Raw genomic sequence first — 19,616 nt, 5'->3', positions numbered from 1 at the left:
GGCCGTGAGCGCCACCGCAGTGGGCGTGCTGGCCGTCGGCTCGGCCCTGGTCGCCCTCGCCCCGCCGGCGGCCGCGGCGGGCGGGGTCTGCGTGTACGGCTTCACCGGGGTCGAGCAGACCTGGACCGTGCCGGCGGGTCTGACGTCCACGACCGTCACGGCGAACGGCGCCAGCGCCGGTGGCCCGGGCGCCCAGGTCACCAGCACCCTGACCGGCCTGGTGCCCGGCAGCACGCTCTACCTCGAGGTGGGCGGCGAGGACGGGTGGAACGGCGGCGGCCGCGGCGGGTCCGGACGCGGCGCGGACGGCGGCAACGGTGGTGGAGCCAGCGACATCCGGACGGTCAGCAGCACGCAGAACGGCTCCCTGGCCTCGCGTCTCGTCGTCGCCGGCGGAGGCGGCGGCAGCGCCGGGATGGGGGGCGCGAACGGTGGGGACGCCGGCGCCGCGGGCAGCGACGGGCGGCCCGGTTTCATCGGCAACGCTCAGGGCGGTCGCGGAGCGTCGGGCACGGCCGGAGGCCAGGGCGGAGCCGGAGCGAAGGGATACCAACCCGTCCCCGGCGGCTTCTACTACGTGGGTTCGGACGGCGGCGCCGGCGGTCTGGGCCAGGGCGGCGACGGGGGCGACACGTTGGGCCGCGACGGCGCGGCCGGTGGTGGGGGCGGCGGCTACTACGGCGGCGGGGGCGGCGGCAGCGGCGGCTACGCGGTCGACTCGAGGGGTCAGTCGATGTACGAGGAGGTCGGCGCCGGCGGGGGCGGCGGTTCGTCCTACGCCCCGCCCGGCTCCCGGATCATCACCGGCGGCGGACCGGCCGGCATCAACATCACCGACCCCACGATGCAGCCGCCCTCGGCGCCCCGGCAGCTGCAGGCCGCGGCGGGCAACCGCGGTGCGCAGGTCTCGTGGTCGGCCCCGGCCGACGACGGCGGCTGCGCCGTGACCTCCTACACGGTGACCCCGTACGACGTGACCGGCGGTCAGAGCGTGCCGGGGCGCGCGGTCTTCGTGACCCGGACCTCGGCCACTGTGACCGGCCTGACCGAGGGCCACGACTACCGGTTCGCCATCGTGGCGATCAACCCGGCCGGAGACTCGGGCATCGCGACCACCCAGGCGGTACGGCCCTTCTCCGACGCCGGCTTCACCGGCACCCCGCCCGACGGCGCCGAGGACCAGCCCTACGACTTCAGCTTCACCGCCACCGGGTACCCGGCCGCCGGCTTCACGGTCACCGGGGGCGCCCTGCCGCCCGGTCTGACCCTCGCCTCGGCCGGCCGGTTGTCCGGGACTCCTACCGCTCAGGGCGATTTCAGCTTCGAGGTGACGGCCGCCAATGGGGCCGGGGCCGCTCAGCGACGCTCGTTCACGTTGTCCGTGCAGCAGTCCGTGCCCGACGCCCCCACCGCCGTGCGCGCGAGCGCCGGGCCGTCGTCCGCGGACGTCTCCTGGACCGCCCCCGGCTACACCGGGATCAGTCCGATCACGGGCTACACCGTGACCGCGCGCGACACCACCGACCCGGCCGCCACCCCGGTCACGACGACGGTCGCCGGTACCTCGACGACGGCCACCGGGCTCACCGCCGGGCACGACTGGACCTTCACCGTCATCGCGAGCAACTCCGCGGGCCGCTCGGTGCCGTCCGCGGCGTCGGCTCCGGTGACGCCGTTCTCGGCCCCGGGCATCACGTCGGAACCGGTGCCGAACGGCACCGTGGGCACCGACTACCGGTTCGGGTTCACCGCGACCGGCTACCCGGCGTCCACCTTCACCGTCTCGGGTGGCGCGTTGGCGCCGGGGCTGAACCTGAGCTCGGCGGGCGTGCTGAGCGGGACCCCCTCGGCCGCAGGCTCTTTCGGGTTCACCGTGCGGGCCGCCAACGGCCATGACCCGGTCGCCGAGCGGAACGTCACGATGACCGTGGCCGCGATCCGGCCCGGCGCCCCGACGAAGGTCACCGCGACGGCGGGCAACACCTCGGCCGACGTCAGCTGGACGGCGCCCGCCTCCACCGGCGGGACGGCGCTGACCGGGTACACGGTCACCGCGCACGACATCACGGACGGCGCCACCGCACCGGTCACCCGGACGGCGACGGGCACCTCGGCCACGGTGCCGGGCCTGACCGCCGGCCACGCCTGGACGTTCACCGTGGTGGCGTCGAACGCGGTGGGTGACGGCCCGGCGTCCGCGCCGTCCGATCCCGTCACGCCCTTCTCCCCGCCCACGATCACGGGCACCCCGCCGAACGGGACGGCGGGCAGCGCCTACTCGTTCGCGTTCGGCACCGGCGGCTACCCGGCCCCGGCGGTCACCGCCACCGGCGCGCTCCCGCCCGGGCTGGTCCTGAGCCCGACCGGCGTGCTGTCGGGCACACCGACCACGGCCGGTACCTACGCCTTCACCGTCGTCGCCGACAACGGTCGGACCGCACCGGCCAACCGCGCGGTCTCCGTGGCCGTCGTGGCCGGGCCGGCCACCGCGGTCTCCGCCGCAGGCGGCTCGGGACAGGCGGGCACGGCGGGCCAGCCGTTCGCCGATCCGCTCGTCGCCACCGTCACCGACGCCTACGGCAACCCGGTCCCGGGCCAGAGCGTCACCTTCAAGGTCGTGTCCGGCTCGGCGGCCTTCGCCGGCTCGGCCGCCACGTCGACGGCGGTCACGAACGCCGCCGGCACGGCGACGGCCGCCGTGCTCACGGCAGGCCGTACGTCAGGCCCGGTGCGGGTGACGGCCTCGACCGGTTCGGCCACCTCCGCGAGCTACTCCCTGACGGTCCTGTCGGTCACCTCCGCGCGAGCCGACCTGCAGGTCTCGGTCAGCGCTCCGTCGAGCGTGCCGCGGGGCGGTACCTTCACCGCGACCGTGACGGTGCGCAACGTCGGCCCGAACGCGGCGTCGGCCACGACGACCTCCGTGGACCTCGGACCGGGGCTCCTGGTGAGCGAGGCCAAGGGCGGGACCATCGTGCTGCCGACCGCCGTCGTCTACAGCGCCTCGGGACTGGCCAGCGGGGCGAGCCTCACCTACTCGGTGAGCGTGAAGCCGGTGGCGCTCCTGCTGCCCGGGAGCTGGATCAAGGCCGGCGCGTTGTCGACGGTGCCCGATCCGCGGTTGAGCAACAACGTGGCGGCGCCGACGGTCCGGATCGGCTGAGCGCCCCGGCCCCCCGGCCCCCGGTGATCAAGGAAACTTCTACTCTCAGCGGCCGTTCCAGCCATGGTCGAGGTCCTCGAGGAGAGTAGAAGTTTCCTTGATCACGACCGGATGAGGGCGGGCATCGGCACGGTCGGGGGGCTCACCAGGATGGGGGCCGTCTCGGGGGAGGTGGGGGCCGGTCGGGGCGTCGGCTTCCGGCGGGCCCGGGGCGCGAGGGCCAGCAACTCGAACGTCGGGCCCAGCCGGGCGGCCAGGTCGCGGGCCTGGGCGATCTCGCGCCGTGACCAGACCGAGTCGGTACGTCGCAGGCAGGTCAGCAGGGCGACCGAGACCCCGCGGCTGACCACCGGGACCAGCAGCGCGGCCCCTTCTTCCGTGTGCACCGGCATGACGCGCCGCTCGGCGAGGCACCGCCGGGTCGCGCCGCAGTCGGCCAGCCGCACCCACTCGCCGGACCCACCGTCGCGGGCGGCCCCGAGGTCCGTGACCGCCGTCCCGGCACCGGTCACCGGGCTCAGCACCACCGTGTCGGCGCCCAGCCGGGCCGCCTCGGCGGCGGCGAGCTCGCCCAGTTCCTCGACGGTGCGCGCCGCAGCCAGGCGCGTGGCCAGGTCGCCGCCGTGCTCCCCGGCGGGGGCGCCGAGCATGGCCGTCAGCGACGCGCAGGCGGTGCGCACGGCCGAGGGCCGGGCCGGTTCGAACTGCGCCCGCGGCCCGCCGATCAGCCAGCCCTGCGCGAGGTCGACCTGCAACTCGGCGAGCGCCGTCAGGTCCTCCACCGACTCGACCCCCTCGGCGCACACCTCGGCGCCGAGCTGGGCGGCCAGTTCGACGATCGTGCGGATCAGGGCCGCCTTGGCGGGGCGCCGGGCCACGCCCTGCACGAGATGCCGGTCGATCTTCAGGCGGTCGGGCTCCAGCTCGATCACGCGGCGCAGGCCCGAGTGGGCGATGCCGACGTCGTCGATCGCGATGGTGGCGCCCCGGGCCCGCAGGGCGTCGATGGCCCGGCGCAGCCGGTCGCCGGCACCGGGCTGGTCGGCCTGCTCGGTCAGCTCGATCTCGATGCCGGTGAGGTCGTCGGGCAGGACACCCGACAGCAGGGGGCCGCTCAGGCCGGGCCCGGTCAGGACGCCGGGGGAGAGGTTGACCGCCAACGTCACCCCGGCCGGCCGGTCCTGAGCACCCTCGAACGCCCGGCGCAGCGCGGCGGCCTCCAGTGCGGGGCCGAGGCCGACCGTGCGGGCCAGGCCGAACCAGTGCTCGGTGCCGGAGTAGGGATGGTGCGGGAACCGGGAGAGCGCCTCGTAGCCGGTGACGGTGAGTCGGGACAGCGACAGCTGCGGCTGGTAGACGACCTGCGGCCCGCCGGCGTCCAGCAGCTGGTGCAGCCTCGCCTCGCCGGCCCGGGCCCGTCCGTCGACACTCGGCCCGGCGGTCAGGTGGGGCAGGTCCTCCGCGGAGGCGCCGTCGAGCTCAGGGGGCTCGTCGGTCTCGCGGTCTTGCTGGTGCGCCGGTGCGGTCAAACCGGCCATCGCTCACCCCCGGGGGAAGTCGGTGGGTCGCCCTCGCACCGGCCACCGGGGTGGGGAGCGCGAGAACTGCCGGTCAGCATGGCACACAAAACCGGCAGATTGATCCCCCGAACAGACCCGGTTCGTGACGTTGAGTTAATGATTGTTGCGTTAGGCCGTTCTCTGTCCCGATATCGCCACCGCCAGCACATCGAGCCCCTCGGCGAGCAGCCCGTCGTCGATCACCAGCGGCGGCAGCAGGCGCAGCACGTTGCCGAAGGTCCCGCAGGTCAGCGTGATGACCCCGGCCGCGTGGCAGGCCGCGCTGATCCGGGCGGTCTCCACCGGGTCGGGGTCCGTCGTCCCGGGCCGCACGATCTCCACGGCCACCATGCCCCCTCGCCCGCGCACGTCCCCGAGCTGCGGGCAGGTCTTCGCCAGCTCCGTGAGCCGGGTGAGCAGCGTCTCACCGATGCGGCGGGCGGCGGCCACCAGACCGTCGTCCTCGACCCTGGCGTGCGCGGCCAGCGCGGCCACACAGGCGACCGGGTTGCCGGCGTAGGTGCCGCCCAGACCACCCGGGGGGACGGCGTCCATCAGTTCCGCGCGCCCGGTCACCGCCGACAGCGGCATCCCACCCGCGATGCCCTTGGCGGTGGTGATCAGGTCGGGGACGACGCCCTCGAACTCGCACGCGAACAGGTCGCCGGTGCGGGCGAACCCGCTCTGGATCTCGTCGGCGATGAACACGATCCCCCTGTCCCGGCAGTACTCGGCCAGCGCGCCGAGGAAGCCGGGGGCCGGCACGACGAACCCGCCCTCGCCCTGGATCGGCTCGATCACCAGGCAGGCGACGTTGTGGGCGCCCACCTCGGCCTCGATCTGGCGGATCGCCCGGTCGGCGGCCTGCGCACCCGTCATGCCCTCCGGGTCCCGGAACGGGTACGACATCGGGGCCCGGTGCACCTCGCCCGCGAACGGGCCGAAGCCGTCCTTGTACGGGACGTTCTTGGCGGTCATCGCCATCGTCAGGTTGGTGCGGCCGTGGTACGCGTTCTCGAACACCACCACGGTGTCCCGCCCGGTCGCCCGACGGGCGATCTTCACGGCGTTCTCCACGGCCTCGGCGCCCGAGTTGAACAGCGCGGTGCGCTTCTCGAAGTCGCCGGGGGTGATCCGGTTCAGCAGCTCGCACACCTCGACGTACGGCTCGTACGGCGTGACCGTGAAGCAGGTGTGCGTGTACAGCGCCGCCTGCTGCGCGACCGCTGCGGCCACCCCGGGGTCGGCGTTGCCGACCGTCGTCACCGCGATCCCGGACCCCAGGTCGATCAGGCTGTTGCCGTCGACGTCCACCACGACCCCACCACCGGCCCGGGCGGCGTAGACGGGGATCACGCTGCCGACCCCGCCCGCGACGGCGGCCGCGCGCCGGGCGGCCAGCTCACGGGACTTCGGGCCGGGCAGCTCGGTCACCAGCTCGCGCTTCTGCCTCACAACGCTTTCGGAGCCCCCCGAGGTGGTGTCTGAGTGGCCCGCGGCGGAGGATGACGCAAGGGTGGAATCCATGGGTACCAATGTAAGGAGTGAGCGGCTGTGAGCGTGAGTCTCAGCGAGCGCGAGGCGGAGATCGTCAAGGCGGCTCCAGGGGGCCTGTTCATCGGCGGCTCGTGGCTGCCGTCGAGCTCCGGGAAGACGGTGCCCGTCGAGGACCCGTCGACCGGTGAGCAGATCGCCGAGGTCGCCGACGCGACGGTCGAGGACGGGCGCGCGGCCCTCGACGCCGCGGTCGCCGCCCAGGCCGACTGGGCCGCCACGCCGCCGCGCGAACGCGGCGAGATCCTGCGCCGCGCGTTCGAGCTGATCACCCGCCGGATCGACGAGCTCGCCCTGCTGATGACCCTGGAGATGGGCAAGACCGTCGCCGAGTCCAAGGGGGAGATCACCTACGCCGCCGAGTTCTTCCGCTGGTTCTCCGAGGAGGCCGTGCGGATCTCGGGACGCTGGTCGGTGGCCCCCAACGGCGCCACCCGGCTGCTCACCATGAAGCAGCCCGTCGGGCCCTGCCTGTTCGTCACCCCGTGGAACTTCCCGCTGGCCATGGGCACCCGCAAGATCGGGCCGGCGATCGCGGCCGGCTGCACGATGGTGGTCAAGCCCGCGACGCTCACCCCGCTGTCGATGTACGCGCTGGCCGGCATCCTCACCGAGGCCGGGCTGCCCGACGGCGTGCTGAACGTCGTCACCACCTCGCGCACCGGCCAGCTCGTCGAGCCGCTGATCCGCGACGACCGGCTCCGCAAGCTGTCTTTCACCGGCTCGACCGAGGTCGGCAAGAAGCTGGTCGAGCAGTCCGCCGAGCAGTTGCTGCGGGTCTCGATGGAGCTGGGCGGCAACGCGCCGTTCCTGGTCTTCGCCGACGCGGACCTGGACAAGGCCGTGGACGGCGCGATGCTGGCCAAGATGCGCAACGCCGGGGAGGCCTGCACGGCGGCCAACCGGTTCCTGGTGCACGAGTCGGTCGCCGACGAGTTCGGCCGCCGCCTGGCCGAGCGGATGGGGGCCCTGAAGGTCGGGCGCGGCAGCGAGGACGGCGTGGACGTCGGCCCGCTGGTCGACGCCGCCACGCGGGACAAGGTCGAGGAGCTGGTGGTCGACGCGGTCGACTCGGGCGCGAAGGTGCTGACCGGCGGGGCGCGGGTGGGGGAGCGCGGGTACTTCTACGCGCCCACCGTGTTGGGCGGCGTCGAGCCGGGCGCGCGGCTGCTGTCGGAGGAGATCTTCGGCCCGGTCGCACCGATCACCACGTTCCACTCCGACGCCGAGGCGCTGGCCATGGCCAACGACACGGAGTTCGGGCTCGTCGCCTACGTGTTCACCGAGGGCCTGAGCCGGGCGCTGTCGATCGCCGAGGGCCTGGAGACCGGCATGGTCGGGCTGAACCAGGGGATCGTCTCGAACCCGGCCGCCCCCTTCGGCGGGGTGAAGCAGTCCGGTTTCGGCCGCGAGGGCGGCTTCGAGGGCATCGAGGAGTACCTCGAGACCAAATACGTCGGAGTGGCGCTCTAGGTTCTTCCCGTGAGTTCCGCGGTGAGAGACGTCGTCCTGCTCGGCTCGACCGGTTCCATCGGTACCCAGGCGCTCGACGTCGTCCGGCGCAATCCCGAGAGATTCCGGGTGGTGGCGCTCGCCGCCGGCGGGCGCGACGTGGGGCTCTTGGCCGCTCAGGCCGCAGAGTTCCAGGTGGCCGCCGTCGCGGTCCATGACGAGTCGGCGGCGGGGCCTCTGGCCGCCGAACTGGCCCGGGCGGGGTCCGATGCGCGCATCCTGGCGGGCGCCGAAGCGGCCGCCGAAGCGGCCCGCATACCTTCAGACGTCGTCCTGAACGGGATCACCGGGGCCATCGGCCTGGCCCCGACCCTGGCCGCCCTGGCGGCCGGCTCCGTGCTCGCCCTGGCCAACAAGGAGTCGCTCATCATCGGCGGCGCCCTGGTCACCGGGGCCGCAGGCGAGGGGCAGATCGTGCCCGTCGACTCCGAGCACTCGGCCCTGGCCCAGGCCCTGCGCTCGGGTACCGCCGCCGAGGTCGAGAAACTGGTGCTCACGGCGTCCGGCGGGCCCTTCCGGGGCTGGACCCGCGAGCAGCTGACCGGGGTCACCCCGGCCCAGGCGCTGGCCCACCCCACCTGGGCCATGGGCCCGGTCGTGACCACCAACTCGGCCACCCTGGTGAACAAGGGGCTGGAGGTGATCGAGGCGCACCTGCTGTTCGGGGTGCCCTTCGAGCGCATCGAGGTGGTCGTCCACCCCCAGTCGATCGTTCACTCCATGGTCGAGTTCGCCGATGGGTCCACCATGGCTCAGTGCTCGCCGCCCGACATGCGGCTCCCGATCGCCCTCGGCCTGGGTTGGCCCGACCGGGTGCCCGGAGCCGCTCCGGCCTGCGACTGGACCACGGCCGCCACCTGGGAGTTCTTCCCCCTGGACGACGCCGCCTTCCCCGCGGTCCGGCTCGCCCGGGAATGTGGTGACCGGGCTGAGACGTATCCTGCCGTGTACAACGCCTCGAACGAGGTCTGCGTCGACCGTTTCCTGCGCGGAGAACTGGCCTTCACGGACATCGTGGACACGGTGGCCCGCGTGGTGGCCGACCACGAGGCGCCGCAGGCGCTGAGCCTGGAGTCGGTCCTCGAGGCCGATCGCTGGGCTCGGGGACGGACGGTCGAGATGCTGGATGGAAGGGTGGCGCTGTAGATGGCGTACCTGGTGGGCGTGCTGGTCTTCGTGGTGGGCATCGCCCTCTCGATCGCCCTGCACGAGATCGGCCACCTCGCGCCGGCCAAGCGGTTCGGCGTCAAGTGCACCCAGTACATGATCGGGTTCGGCCCGACGCTGTGGTCGACCCGGCGGGGCGAGACGGAGTACGGGGTCAAGGCCATCCCGCTGGGCGGCTACGTGCGAATGGTCGGCATGTTCCCGCCGCAGCCCGGCAAGCGGGCCCGCGCCGACACCACGGGCCGGTTCGGCCTGCTGATCGAGCAGGCCCGTCACGACTCGGCGCAGGAGATCGGTGATGAGCTGCCCGAGCGCCTCTTCTACACGAAGCCGGTCTGGCAGAAGCTCGTCGTGATGCTCGGCGGGCCGACGATGAACCTGGTGATCGCCGTCGTCCTGCTCACCGTCTGGTTGTGCGGCATCGGGCTGACCGCCCAGACGACGACCCTGAAGTCGGTCTCCCAGTGCATCCTGCCGGTCTCGGCGCCCGCCGACGCGACCTGTGGGGCCGACAGCCGACCGGCGCCCGCCGCGCAGGCCGGCCTGAAGCCCGGCGACACCATCACGTCGATCAACGGGGTGCGCACCACCAGCTGGTCGCAGATGCAGAAGGCGATCCGCTCGGGCGCCGGCCAGCCCCTGACCCTGGGCATCGAGCGCGCCGGGCAGGCCCTGACCATCCGGGCCACGCCGCAGCTCGACGCGCGCAACCAGCTCGACGCCGACGGCAACCCGGTGCTCGACGCCGACGGCAACCCGGTGCTGACCAAGGTCGGGTTCCTCGGCGTCACGCCGGCCAGCACCTACCAGCGGCAGTCGGTCACCGACGTGCCGGGCGTGGTCTGGGACGGACTGACCGCGACCGCGGGCGTCGTGCTGCAGATCCCGAGCAAGATGGTGGGCGTCGTGCAGTCCATCGGCGGCGGCGAGCGCGACCCCAACGGGCCGATCAGTGTCGTGGGGGTCGGCCGGCTGGCCGGCGAGGTGACCAGCTCGTCCGACACCACGACCACCGACATGGTGGTGCAGCTGCTGTCGCTGCTGGTCTCGCTGAACATGGCCCTGTTCGTGTTCAACCTGATCCCGCTGCTGCCGCTGGACGGCGGGCACGTGGCCGGGGCGCTGTGGGAGGGCGTGCGGCGCCGCTGGGCGCAGGCGCGCGGGGCCGCCGACCCCGGGCCGGTCGACGTGGCCCGGGCCCTGCCGCTGGCCTACGGGGTGGCCTGCGTGCTGCTCGGGTTCTCCGCGGTGCTGATCTTCGCCGACGTGGTGAACCCGGTCCGGCTGGGTGGCTGACCTGAGGGACAATGAACCCATGAGTGTGTCCCTGGGATTGCCCGGCATCCGTTCCAACGAGGCTCCGCCCGTCCTGGCGCCGCGCCGGGCGTCTCGTCAGATCAAGGTCGGCAAGGTGCTGGTCGGCGGCGACGCCCCGATCTCGGTGCAGACGATGACCACGACGTTGACGTCCGACGTCAACGCCACCCTGCAGCAGATCGCCGAGCTGACGGCGGCCGGGTGCGACATCGTCCGGGTGGCCTGCCCCTCGCAGGACGACGCCGACGCGCTGCCGGAGATCGCGAAGCACTCGCAGATCCCGGTGATCGCCGACATCCACTTCCAGCCCAAGTACGTGTTCGCCGCGATCGACGCCGGCTGCGCCGCGGTGCGCGTGAACCCCGGCAACATCCGGCAGTTCGACGACCAGGTCGGCGCGATCGCCCGGGCCGCGAAGGACGCCGGGGTGTCGATCCGGATCGGCGTGAACGCCGGCTCGCTCGACAAGCGGCTGCTGGAGAAGTACGGCAAGGCCACGCCCGAGGCGCTGGTCGAGTCGGCCGTCTGGGAGGCGTCGCTGTTCGAGGAGCACGACTTCCACGACTTCAAGATCTCCGTCAAGCACAACGACCCGGTCGTGATGGTGCGCGCCTACGAGCTGCTCGCGGCCGCGGGCGACTGGCCGCTGCACCTGGGCGTGACGGAGGCCGGCCCCGCGTTCCAGGGCACGATCAAGTCGGCGGTCGCGTTCGGGCACCTGCTCGGCCAGGGCATCGGCGACACGATCCGGGTGTCCCTGTCGGCGCCGCCGGTGGAGGAGGTCAAGGTCGGCCAGCAGATCCTGCAGTCGCTGAACCTGCGGCCGCGCAAGCTGGAGATCGTCTCGTGCCCCTCGTGCGGGCGGGCCCAGGTCGATGTGTACACGCTCGCCGAGCAGGTCACCGCCGGGCTGGAGGGGCTGACCGTGCCGTTGCGGGTCGCCGTCATGGGCTGTGTCGTGAACGGGCCCGGCGAGGCCCGCGAGGCCGACCTGGGCGTGGCCTCCGGGAACGGCAAGGGCCAGATCTTCGTCAAGGGTGAGGTGATCAAGACCGTGCCCGAGTCGAAGATCGTCGAGACCCTGATCGAGGAGGCCATGCGGATCGCCGAGGAGCTGGGCGAGGGCGTCGAGGGCGAGCCCACCGTCAGCGTCAGCTGATATTCATTGAGCGTGCTCCGCTCGGCGTTGAGAGTCCTCGGCAGGGATGACCTGGACGAGGCCCTCGAGGTGTGCGCGACCAACCCGGTCGCGAACCTGTTCGTCGCGGCCCGCCTGACCTCGGTGCGGCTCGACCCGCGTCGGCACACGGGCGAGATCTGGGGTTTCTACGAGGCGGGCCGGCTGCGGTCGGTCTGCTGGTCGGGCGCCAACCTGGTCCCCGTCGAGGCGACCCCGGTGGCCCTGGAGGCGTTCGCGCACCGGGCCCGGCGGCACGGCCGGCAGTGCTCGTCGATCGTCGGCCCGGCCGAGTACGTGCTGCCGCTGTGGCAGCACCTGCAGTCGTCCTGGGGGCCGGCGCGGGACGTGCGCGCCAACCAGCCGCTGATGGCCATGTCCCGCGAACCCGACGTCGCCTCCGACCCGTTGGTGCGGCGCACCCGCGTCGACGAGCTGGAGGTGCTGGTCCCGGCGTGCGTCGCGATGTTCACCGAGGAGGTCGGGTACTCGCCGATCGCCGCGGACGGCGGCACGGTCTACCGCACCCAGGTCGCCTCGCTGGTCGCGGCGGGTCGCTCGTACGTGCGGATGGAGGAGCTGGCCGGCGGTTCGCAGGTGGTCTTCAAGGCCGAGCTCGGGTCCGTCACCCGCGAGGCCGTCCAGGTGCAGGGCGTGTGGGTGAACCCGCGGTGGCGGGGTCGCGGGGTGGCCGCACCGGCCATGGCGGCCGTCGTGGCGGCCGTACGCCGCGAGGTCGCTCCGACCGTCTCCCTCTACGTGAACGGCTACAACACCCGCGCCGTGCGGGCCTACGAGCGGGTCGGCTTCCGCTCGGTCGGCACCTACGCCACGATCCTCTTCTAATTCGGGAACCCGGTCCAGCGGACGGCGGCGGCCACGGCACCGGCGGCCAGCAGGACGCCGAAGAGCGCGAACCAGGCGCTCAGCTCGACGTCGTGCTGCTCGACCCGCATGTGCCGGGGCAGCTCGTCGAACACCTGCTGCAACTGGTCGGCGTCGCCGGCGCTGAAGTACTCGCCACCGGTCGTGTCGGCGACCTGTCGCAGCGTGGCGTCGTCGGCCACCAGCGGGCTGCCCGCGCCCCCGAGACCGCCCGGGACGCCGCCGTTGACGCCCTGCGTCGAGCCGAACTGGCCCTGCCCGAAGTTCTCGAACGTCCGCCCGCCGAGCTGGTCCGCGCTGCACACCATCGACGTCGGGTTGCTGGTGCCGAAACCGATCGGGTAGACCCGCACGCCGCGCGAGGCCGAGATCTTCGCGGCGTCCTCGGGGCTGATCCCGTGGGTGTTCGCGCCATCGGTGAGCAGGACGACGATCTCCGGCGCCTGCTGGGCGGCCGGCACCGCCGCGCCCGGGTCGGGGCCCTGGGGTTGGGCCGGGTCCTGCGCGTCGCCGACCGGCTGCACGTCGGGGTCGATCTGGGCGATGGCGTCGACGGACTTCAGGATCGCCGCCCCGATGGCCGTGCCCCGGCCCGTGGTCAGGGCGTCGATCGCCTGGTTGAGCGCGTCCTTGTCAGTGGTCGGCTCGACCACCACGTCGGCGAACCCGGCGAACGCGACCAGGCCGATCCGCGTGCCCTTCTGCTGTCTCACGAACTCCCGCACCGCGTTTCCGGCCGCGGTCAGCCGGTTGGGTGCGACGTCGGTCGCGCACATCGAACCCGACACGTCGAGCGCGAGGATCACCGACGTCGCCGACACCGGGACGTCGAGCCGGGCCTGCGGGCGGGCGGCCGCCAGCCCGAGCGCCGCCAGGGCGGCGAGCAGCAGGGCGGCCGGCACGTGCCGGCGCCACGTCGCACCGCCGGGCCGGGCGGCGCGCAGCAACGCCAGGGCGGGGTGCGGGACGACGGCCCGCCGCCGCCGTCGCAGCTGCCACAGGTAGGTGCCCAGCAGGGCGGGGACGACGATCAGCGCCACCAGCGCCAGCGGCCATTCGAAGCCCACGTCAGATCACCCGCCCGGTCCGCACGACCGTCACACCCGCGGCCGCCACCACCAGGCCGAGGGCGACCAGGGCGAGGAGCCCGGTGATCTCCTGCTTCTGGCCCCGCGCCGTCCAGCCCAGGTCGATCGACGAGTAGACCTCCTCCAGCGTGGCCGCGTCGGCGGCCGGGAAGTACTGCCCGTCGGTGGTTCTCGCGATCTGCTGGAGCCCGGCCTCGTCGAGCCGGGTGGCGACCTGGTACCCGTCGACGGTCAGCACCGTCCCCTGCGGGCTGCCCAGCCCGACCGGGTAGACCTTCACCCCCGCGGTCGAGGCCAGTTCGGCGGCCAGCTGGGGGTCCGGGTCGTCGGTGTTCTCGCCGTCGGACAGGAGCACCACGGCGGCGGAGGAGAAGTAGCCGAGGTCCGGTGCGGGTGCTGACGTGCCCGAGTCCGGGGCCTCCGGGTCCTCCAGTGCGACGGTGTGCCCGGCGATCGCGGACAGCGACGTCTGGATGCCCCGGGCCAGCGCCGTCCCACCCTCCGGCTGCAGCCGGTCGACGGCGGCCAGCACCCGGTTGCGGTCGGTGGTCGGCGGCTGGGTCACCAGACCCTGACCGCCGAACGCGACCACCGCGATCCGCACCGCGGGCGGCTGGCGGCGGACGAACTGCTGCGCAGCCGTTTTCGCGGCCGCCATCCGGGTCGGAGCCACGTCGGTGGCGGCCATGCTGGCCGAGGTGTCGAAGGCCAGGACGACGGTGCCCTCGCGGTGCGGGACGTTCACCGTCGCGGTGGGCCGGGCCAGGCCCACGCCCAAGACGGCGAGCGCGGCCAGCAGCAGCCCGGGCGCCAGGTGCCGCAGGGCCCCGGAGCGCCCGGTGGGGGCGCGGGCGACCAGTCCGGTGGCGGCCAGCCGCCGGCGGCGGGCCTCGGCCCGCTCCAGCAGCCGCAGGTACCCGAAGGTGGCCAGGGGCACCAGCAGCAGCGAGGCGAGCAGCCAGGGCCAGGCGAAGGTCATCGCAGCCCCCGCCGGCGCAGGCCCGCGATGCGGGTGAGGACCCGGACCAGGTCCTCGTCGGTGCCGACCGTGTGCAACTCGGTGCCCGCGGCGCGCACCTTCTCGACCAGGTCGGCCTGGTGCTGCGCCGCGACCTCCCGCAGCCGGGCGCCGAACCCGGCGTCGGCGGTGTCGACGAACAGCTGCTCACCGGTCTCCGGGTCCTCCACGTAGATCATCCCGATGTCGGGCAGCTCGTGCTCGCGCGGGTCGAGCACCTGCAGGGCCAGGACGTCGTGCCGCCGGGACAGCACGCCCAGCGGCCGTTCCCAGCCGGGTGTGCTGGTGAAGTCGGAGACCACCACGACCAGGCTGCGCCGCCGGGCGATCCCGGACAGCGCGCGCAACGGTGCGGCCAGGTCGGTGGTGCCCTTCGTGCCGTGCGGGGGGTTCAGGAGCCGGGACAGGATGCGCAGCACCTGGGCCCGGCCGTGCCCGGGTGGGATCACCTCCTGGGCCCCGCCCGCATCCCGGTGGCCGAAAAGCACGGCCCCCACCTGGTTCCCGCCCCGGACGAGCAGCTGGGCCAGCGAACCGGCCAGCTCGGCGACGACCAGGTTCTTCTGCCGGTCGACCGGCCCGAACCCCATGGACGGCGACCGGTCCAGCACCAGCCAGGCCGTCACGTCGCGGTCCTCCAGGTACTCGCGCACGTGCGGTACGTCGGTGCGGGCCGTGACGTTCCAGTCGACGCGGCGCAGGTCGTCGCCCGGCTGGTACTCGCGCATGTCGACGACGTCGATGCCGGCGCCCCGGAACAGCGTGCGGTGGTCGCCCTGCAGGCGGCCGTCGAGGCGGCGCAGCACGCGCCACTCGAGGCGGCGCAGCACCCGTTCCGGGGTCAGGGCCGGGGCGGTATCCGGGGCCGGCCCAGCGCCCGGGGCGGGTCCCTGGTCAGGCGTGGGCGCCCGGGAGGGGGAGCGACGCCACAGCACGTCGTCACCTCTCCTGCGCGGCGGCCGGGCCGCGAGAAGCCGTCTCGCGCATCGGGATCTCGGGGACGGTGACCGCCCCGACGACCGGGCCGATCAGGTCGTCGGGCGAGACGTCGTCCGCCAGCCCCTCGTACGACAGCACCAGCCGGTGCCGCAGGACGTCGGCCGCCAGGTCGCGCACGTCGCCCGGCAGGGCGTAGTCGCGCCCGCGCAGGAACGCCAGTGCCTTGGCGGCCATGACCAGGTTGATCGAGGCCCGGGGACTGGCGCCGAACGAGACGTACTTCGCCAGCTCGGGCAGCCCCACGGACGCCGGATCCCGGGTCGCCGTCGCGAGTTTTACCGCGTACTCGATCACGCCGGGGTCGACGTACACGGCGTCGGTGGCCCGCTGGTAGTCGCGCAGCCGGTCCAGGTCGAGCACCTGGGCGGTCGGTTCGAAACCCCCCGTCATCCGCTCGACGACCACGAACTCCTCGGCCGGGGACGGGTACCCGACCAGCACCTTCAGCATGAACCGGTCGACCTGCGCCTCGGGCAGCGGGTACGTGCCCTCCGACTCGATCGGGTTCTGCGTGGCCATCACCAGGAACGGGTCGGGGGCCGGGTAGGTGTCGCGCCCGATCGTGACCTGACGTTCCTGCATGACCTCCAGCAGCGCGCTCTGCACCTTGGCCGGCGCCCGGTTGATCTCGTCGGCCAGCAGCAGGTTCGCGAACACCGGGCCGAGGGAGACCTGGAACTCGCCCTTCTGCTGGTTGTAGATCCGGGTCCCGACGACGTCCGCCGGCACCAGGTCGGGGGTGAACTGGATGCGCTGGAACTCGCCCCCGACGGCCCCGGCCAGCGCCTTCACGGCCATGGTCTTGGCCAGCCCGGGGACGCCCTCGACGAGCAGGTGCCCGCGGGCCAGCAGGCAGACGAACATCCGCTCCAGCAGCTGGTCCTGGCCGACGATCGTCTTCTTCACCTGGTAGAGCGCGTGCTCGAGCGGGTGCTGGGGCGTGTCTGCCATGGGGGCTCCCTATTTCATGGGTCCGCCGGGGCCGCCCCCGGCGGTCTCGATCGGGACGGCGAAACCGATCCCGACGAAGTACGACTGGTGCGAGGGGTTGGCCAGGCCGGTGACGACGCCGACCACCTGTCCGGCCCGGTTCAGCAACGGGCCGCCGCTGTTGCCGGGGTTGACCGCGGCGTCGAACTGGATCAGCCCCTTCAGGACCGTGCCGTCCTCGCTCTCGATCTGGCGGTTCAGCCCCGAGACCAGCCCGCCGGACAGCGACGCGGTCAGCCCGAGGGGGTTGCCGACCGGGTAGACCGGGTCGCCGACCTGGACGCCGCCGCCCAGCACCGCGGGCACCACGACCGACGGCAGCCGCGCGACCCGCAGGTGGGCGATGTCGTCGTCCGGTTCCTTGCTCGCGACCACCGCGGGCGAGGTGGTGCCGTCGGCGAACCGGACCCGCACGTCCTTGCTGCCGGCGACGACGTGCAGCGCCGTGAGGATCGAACCGTCCGCGTTCACCACCGTGCCGGACCCGGTGGCGGTGTCCTTGCCGACCTTCGCGCTGATCGACACCAGCGACGGGAGGATGGCCTGGTACGCGGTGGCGGCCTCGGGCGGCCGCCGGTCCTGCGCTTCCTGGGCCTTCGCGATCGCCGTGGCCACCGCCCGGTTCACCTGGGCGGCGTTCAGCCCCGCGTCACCGGTCCCGGCGCTCCAGCGGACGGCGAGCACCCCGAGCGTCGCGACCGTCAGGACGACGAGCAGAGGGACGACGACCGCGCGGACGCGTGGTCGTCTCTCGGGCGGTGGGGGGTCCCCGGCGGTTCCGGCCGAGCCGGTCCCGTCGGCGCCGAGCACGGAGTGTGCCTGCCCCACTCCATGAATGTACGTGCCGATCCGGGGAATGACACTCCCAGGCCGTGACAGTTTCGTTACCACCCCCCATCCCCTCGTTGATCATGCGCAAACGCAGCATCGTTGCTGCGTTTGCGCATGATCAACGGGAGAGGGAGTGGAGCGCGGCCCGGATCTCCTCAGGAACGGGGACCGGACGGCGGGTGGCGGCGTCCACGTAGACGTGCACGAAGCGGCCCGTGGCCGCGGCCTCCGCGCCGGCGCCGAAGATCGCGAGCGAGTAGGTGACCGACGACGTCCCCAGCCGCTCCGACCGCAGTCCCACGGTGACCGGTTCGGGGAAGGACAGCGGCGCGAAGAACCGGCAGCTCGTCTCCACCACCAGCCCGATGGCGGGCAGCGTGCGCACGTCGAGGCCCGTCGCCTCGATCAGCCAGCCGTTCACGGCCGTGTCGAAGAAGGCGTAGTAGACGACGTTGTTCACGTGCCCGTAGTGGTCGTTGTCGGCCCAGCGGGTGGTGATCGGCCGCAGCGCGGGGAACTCGGCCCGGGTCGGCCGCTCGGTCGAGGTCACCGGGGCATGGTGCCAGGCGCCGAGCCGATACGGTGCAGGCATGTTGAGGATGTCGTCCCTGTTCCTGCGCACGCTGCGGGAGGACCCGGCCGACGCCGAGGTGCCCAGCCACAAGCTGCTGGTGCGCGCCGGCTACATCCGGCGCGCGGCGCCGGGCATCTACTCGTGGCTGCCGCTGGGCTACCTCGTGTACCGCAACATCGAGCGGATCGTGCGCGAGGAGATGGACGCGGCGGGCTTCCAGGAGGTCCACTTCCCGGCCCTGCTGCCGCGCGAACCCTACGAGGCGACGAACCGCTGGACGGAGTACGGGGACAACATCTTCCGGCTGAAGGACCGGCGCGGGAACGACTTCCTGCTGGGGCCCACGCACGAGGAGATGTTCACCCTCCTGGTGAAGGACCTGTACTCGTCCTACAAGGACCTGCCGCTGGCGATCTACCAGATCCAGACCAAGTACCGCGACGAGGCGCGGCCCCGCGCGGGCCTGCTGCGCGGCCGCGAGTTCGTGATGAAGGACAGCTACTCGTTCGACGTCGACGACGCCGGCCTGGAGAAGAGCTACCTGCGGCACCGCGACGCCTACATCAGGACGTTCGACCGGCTCGGCCTCGACTACGTCATCGTGCAGGCTCAGTCGGGTGCGATGGGTGGCAGCGCCTCGGAGGAGTTCCTGGCCGTCGCCGAGAACGGGGAGGACACGTTCGTCCGCTCGCCCGGCGGCTACGCGGCCAACGTCGAGGCGGTGACCACCGTCGTCCCCGACCCGATCCCGTTCGACGGCCTGCCCGCCGCGCACGTCGAGGACACGCCCGACACCCCGACCATCGAGACGCTCGTCGCGGTCGCCAATGAGAAGCACCCCCGCGCCGACGGGCGCGCGTGGACGGCGGCCGACACGCTCAAGAACGTCGTCGTCGTGCTCGTGCACCCCGACGGCACCCGGGAGCCGCTGGTCGTCGGCCTGCCCGGCGACCGCGAGGTCGACCTCAAGCGGCTCGAGGCGCAGGTCAGCCCGGCCGAGGTCGAGGCGTTCACCGAGTTCGAGAAGTACCCGGCGCTGGTCAAGGGCTACATCGGGCCCGGCGCGCTGGGGGAGAAGAGCGCCAGCGGCATCCGGTACCTGGTCGACCCGCGGGTGGTCAGCGGCACGGCGTGGATCACCGGCGCCAACGAGACCGGTAAGCACGTCTTCGACCTGGTCGCCTACCGCGACTTCACCCCCGACGGCGTGATCGAGGCCGCCGAGGTGCGCGCCGGCGACCCGGCGCCCGACGGCTCCGGGCCGCTGGAACTGGCCCGCGGCATCGAGATGGGCCACATCTTCCAGCTGGGCCGCAAGTACGCCGAGGCCCTCGACCTGAAGGTGCTCGACGAGAACGGCAAGCTCGTCACGGTGACCATGGGCTCCTACGGCATCGGGGTCAGCCGGGCGGTCGCTGCGATCGTCGAGAACTCCTACGACGACCTGGGAATCATCTGGCCGCGGGAGATCGCCCCGGCCGACGTGCACCTCGTGGCCACCGGGAAGGACGAGGCCGTCCACGTGGCCGCCGAGGCGCTCGCGCTGGAGCTGGAGGCCGTCGGCGTGCGGGTGCTGTTCGACGACCGGCCGAAGGTCTCACCCGGGGTGAAGTTCAAGGACGCCGAGCTGATCGGCGTCCCGACCATCCTCACCGTGGGCCGCGGTCTGGTCGACGGTGTCGTGGAGCTGAAGGACCGGGCCACCGGCGAGCGCACCGAGGTGCCGATCGGCGAGGTCGTGAAGCGCGTTCTGGAGGCGACACGACCGCGGGGTTGAGGCAC

Annotated in this window: 15 protein-coding genes; 7 read left to right on the top strand and 8 right to left on the bottom strand. The window is 73.1% G+C overall.

Annotated elements, in window-relative coordinates:
- The first annotated feature begins 4 nt into the window (after positions 1-4).
- The gene (locus ACIB24_RS11585; RefSeq protein WP_398279884.1) at positions 5-3,163 is read left to right on the top strand and encodes a fibronectin type III domain-containing protein; all 3,159 of its coding nucleotides are present in this window, start codon (positions 5-7) and stop codon (positions 3,161-3,163) included.
- A 101-nt stretch (positions 3,164-3,264) separates the two neighbouring features.
- On the opposite strand, the gene ACIB24_RS11580 is transcribed toward ACIB24_RS11585, so the two are convergent.
- On the bottom strand, positions 3,265-4,701 hold the full coding sequence (locus ACIB24_RS11580; protein ID WP_398279881.1) for an EAL domain-containing protein: 1,437 nt from the start codon (positions 4,699-4,701) through the stop codon (positions 3,265-3,267).
- A 150-nt stretch (positions 4,702-4,851) separates the two neighbouring features.
- Positions 4,852-6,249: a 4-aminobutyrate--2-oxoglutarate transaminase gene (gene gabT, locus ACIB24_RS11575; protein WP_398279877.1), complete on the bottom strand. Its 1,398-nt coding sequence runs from the start codon at positions 6,247-6,249 to the stop codon at positions 4,852-4,854.
- Positions 6,250-6,282: 33 nt separating this feature from the next.
- Between gabT and ACIB24_RS11570 the strand changes: the two genes are divergently transcribed.
- Genes ACIB24_RS11570 through ACIB24_RS11550 form a run of 5 tightly spaced genes read left to right on the top strand, consistent with a single transcriptional unit; the run spans position 6,283 to position 12,295 of the window.
- Positions 6,283-7,749, top strand: a complete 1,467-nt coding sequence (locus tag ACIB24_RS11570; RefSeq protein ID WP_398279874.1) for an NAD-dependent succinate-semialdehyde dehydrogenase — start codon at positions 6,283-6,285, stop codon at positions 7,747-7,749.
- Between the two features lie 9 nt (positions 7,750-7,758).
- The gene (gene dxr, locus ACIB24_RS11565) at positions 7,759-8,934 is read left to right on the top strand and encodes a 1-deoxy-D-xylulose-5-phosphate reductoisomerase (protein WP_398279872.1); all 1,176 of its coding nucleotides are present in this window, start codon (positions 7,759-7,761) and stop codon (positions 8,932-8,934) included.
- Positions 8,935-10,251: a M50 family metallopeptidase gene (locus ACIB24_RS11560; protein WP_398279869.1), complete on the top strand. Its 1,317-nt coding sequence runs from the start codon at positions 8,935-8,937 to the stop codon at positions 10,249-10,251. It begins immediately after the preceding gene.
- 19 nt (positions 10,252-10,270) lie between these two features.
- Complete coding sequence (ispG, locus tag ACIB24_RS11555) at positions 10,271-11,431, top strand: flavodoxin-dependent (E)-4-hydroxy-3-methylbut-2-enyl-diphosphate synthase (RefSeq protein ID WP_398279866.1); 1,161 nt, start codon at positions 10,271-10,273, stop codon at positions 11,429-11,431.
- A gap of 12 nt (positions 11,432-11,443) precedes the next feature.
- The gene (locus tag ACIB24_RS11550) at positions 11,444-12,295 is read left to right on the top strand and encodes a GNAT family N-acetyltransferase (protein WP_398279864.1); all 852 of its coding nucleotides are present in this window, start codon (positions 11,444-11,446) and stop codon (positions 12,293-12,295) included.
- Here ACIB24_RS11550 and ACIB24_RS11545 read toward each other — a convergent pair.
- From ACIB24_RS11545 to ACIB24_RS11520, 6 genes are all read right to left on the bottom strand, one after another.
- On the bottom strand, positions 12,292-13,401 hold the full coding sequence (locus ACIB24_RS11545) for a VWA domain-containing protein (RefSeq protein WP_398279861.1): 1,110 nt from the start codon (positions 13,399-13,401) through the stop codon (positions 12,292-12,294). The genes ACIB24_RS11550 and ACIB24_RS11545 overlap by 4 nt on opposite strands.
- A 1-nt stretch (position 13,402) precedes the next feature.
- Positions 13,403-14,401, bottom strand: a complete 999-nt coding sequence (locus ACIB24_RS11540) for a vWA domain-containing protein (RefSeq protein WP_398279858.1) — start codon at positions 14,399-14,401, stop codon at positions 13,403-13,405.
- Positions 14,398-15,375: a DUF58 domain-containing protein gene (locus ACIB24_RS11535; RefSeq protein ID WP_398279855.1), complete on the bottom strand. Its 978-nt coding sequence runs from the start codon at positions 15,373-15,375 to the stop codon at positions 14,398-14,400. The genes ACIB24_RS11540 and ACIB24_RS11535 overlap by 4 nt, the downstream gene beginning before the upstream one ends.
- A 4-nt stretch (positions 15,376-15,379) precedes the next feature.
- The gene (locus ACIB24_RS11530) at positions 15,380-16,390 is read right to left on the bottom strand and encodes an AAA family ATPase (protein WP_398279852.1); all 1,011 of its coding nucleotides are present in this window, start codon (positions 16,388-16,390) and stop codon (positions 15,380-15,382) included.
- Positions 16,391-16,399: 9 nt separating this feature from the next.
- Positions 16,400-17,257, bottom strand: a complete 858-nt coding sequence (locus ACIB24_RS11525; RefSeq protein ID WP_398279849.1) for a S1C family serine protease — start codon at positions 17,255-17,257, stop codon at positions 16,400-16,402.
- 121 nt (positions 17,258-17,378) lie between these two features.
- On the bottom strand, positions 17,379-17,810 hold the full coding sequence (locus ACIB24_RS11520; protein WP_398279846.1) for an acyl-CoA thioesterase: 432 nt from the start codon (positions 17,808-17,810) through the stop codon (positions 17,379-17,381).
- A 49-nt stretch (positions 17,811-17,859) separates the two neighbouring features.
- Here ACIB24_RS11520 and ACIB24_RS11515 point away from each other — a divergent pair, with 49 nt between their 5' ends.
- The gene (locus ACIB24_RS11515) at positions 17,860-19,611 is read left to right on the top strand and encodes a proline--tRNA ligase (RefSeq protein ID WP_398280418.1); all 1,752 of its coding nucleotides are present in this window, start codon (positions 17,860-17,862) and stop codon (positions 19,609-19,611) included.
- Positions 19,612-19,616 lie beyond the last annotated feature (5 nt).

Origin of the sequence: Spongisporangium articulatum (assembly GCF_044465595.1) — a bacterium.
Taxonomy (GTDB): Bacteria; Actinomycetota; Actinomycetes; order Actinomycetales; family Kineosporiaceae; genus Spongisporangium; species Spongisporangium articulatum.
This window is presented reverse-complemented; position numbering and strand designations above follow the sequence as displayed.

Bases quoted from the DNA above. Each gene is read 5' to 3' on its own strand.
- ispG (WP_398279866.1), top strand. From the start codon at position 10,271: ATGAGTGTGTCCCTGGGATTGCCCGGCATCCGTTCCAACGAGGCTCCG.
- ACIB24_RS11515 (WP_398280418.1), top strand. From the start codon at position 17,860: ATGTCGTCCCTGTTCCTGCGCACGCTGCGGGAGGACCCGGCCGACGCC.
- ACIB24_RS11560 (WP_398279869.1), top strand. From the start codon at position 8,935: ATGGCGTACCTGGTGGGCGTGCTGGTCTTCGTGGTGGGCATCGCCCTC.
- gabT (WP_398279877.1), bottom strand. From the start codon at position 6,249: ATGGATTCCACCCTTGCGTCATCCTCCGCCGCGGGCCACTCAGACACC.
- ACIB24_RS11530 (WP_398279852.1), bottom strand. From the start codon at position 16,390: ATGGCAGACACGCCCCAGCACCCGCTCGAGCACGCGCTCTACCAGGTG.
- ACIB24_RS11580 (WP_398279881.1), bottom strand. From the start codon at position 4,701: ATGGCCGGTTTGACCGCACCGGCGCACCAGCAAGACCGCGAGACCGAC.
- ACIB24_RS11540 (WP_398279858.1), bottom strand. From the start codon at position 14,401: ATGACCTTCGCCTGGCCCTGGCTGCTCGCCTCGCTGCTGCTGGTGCCC.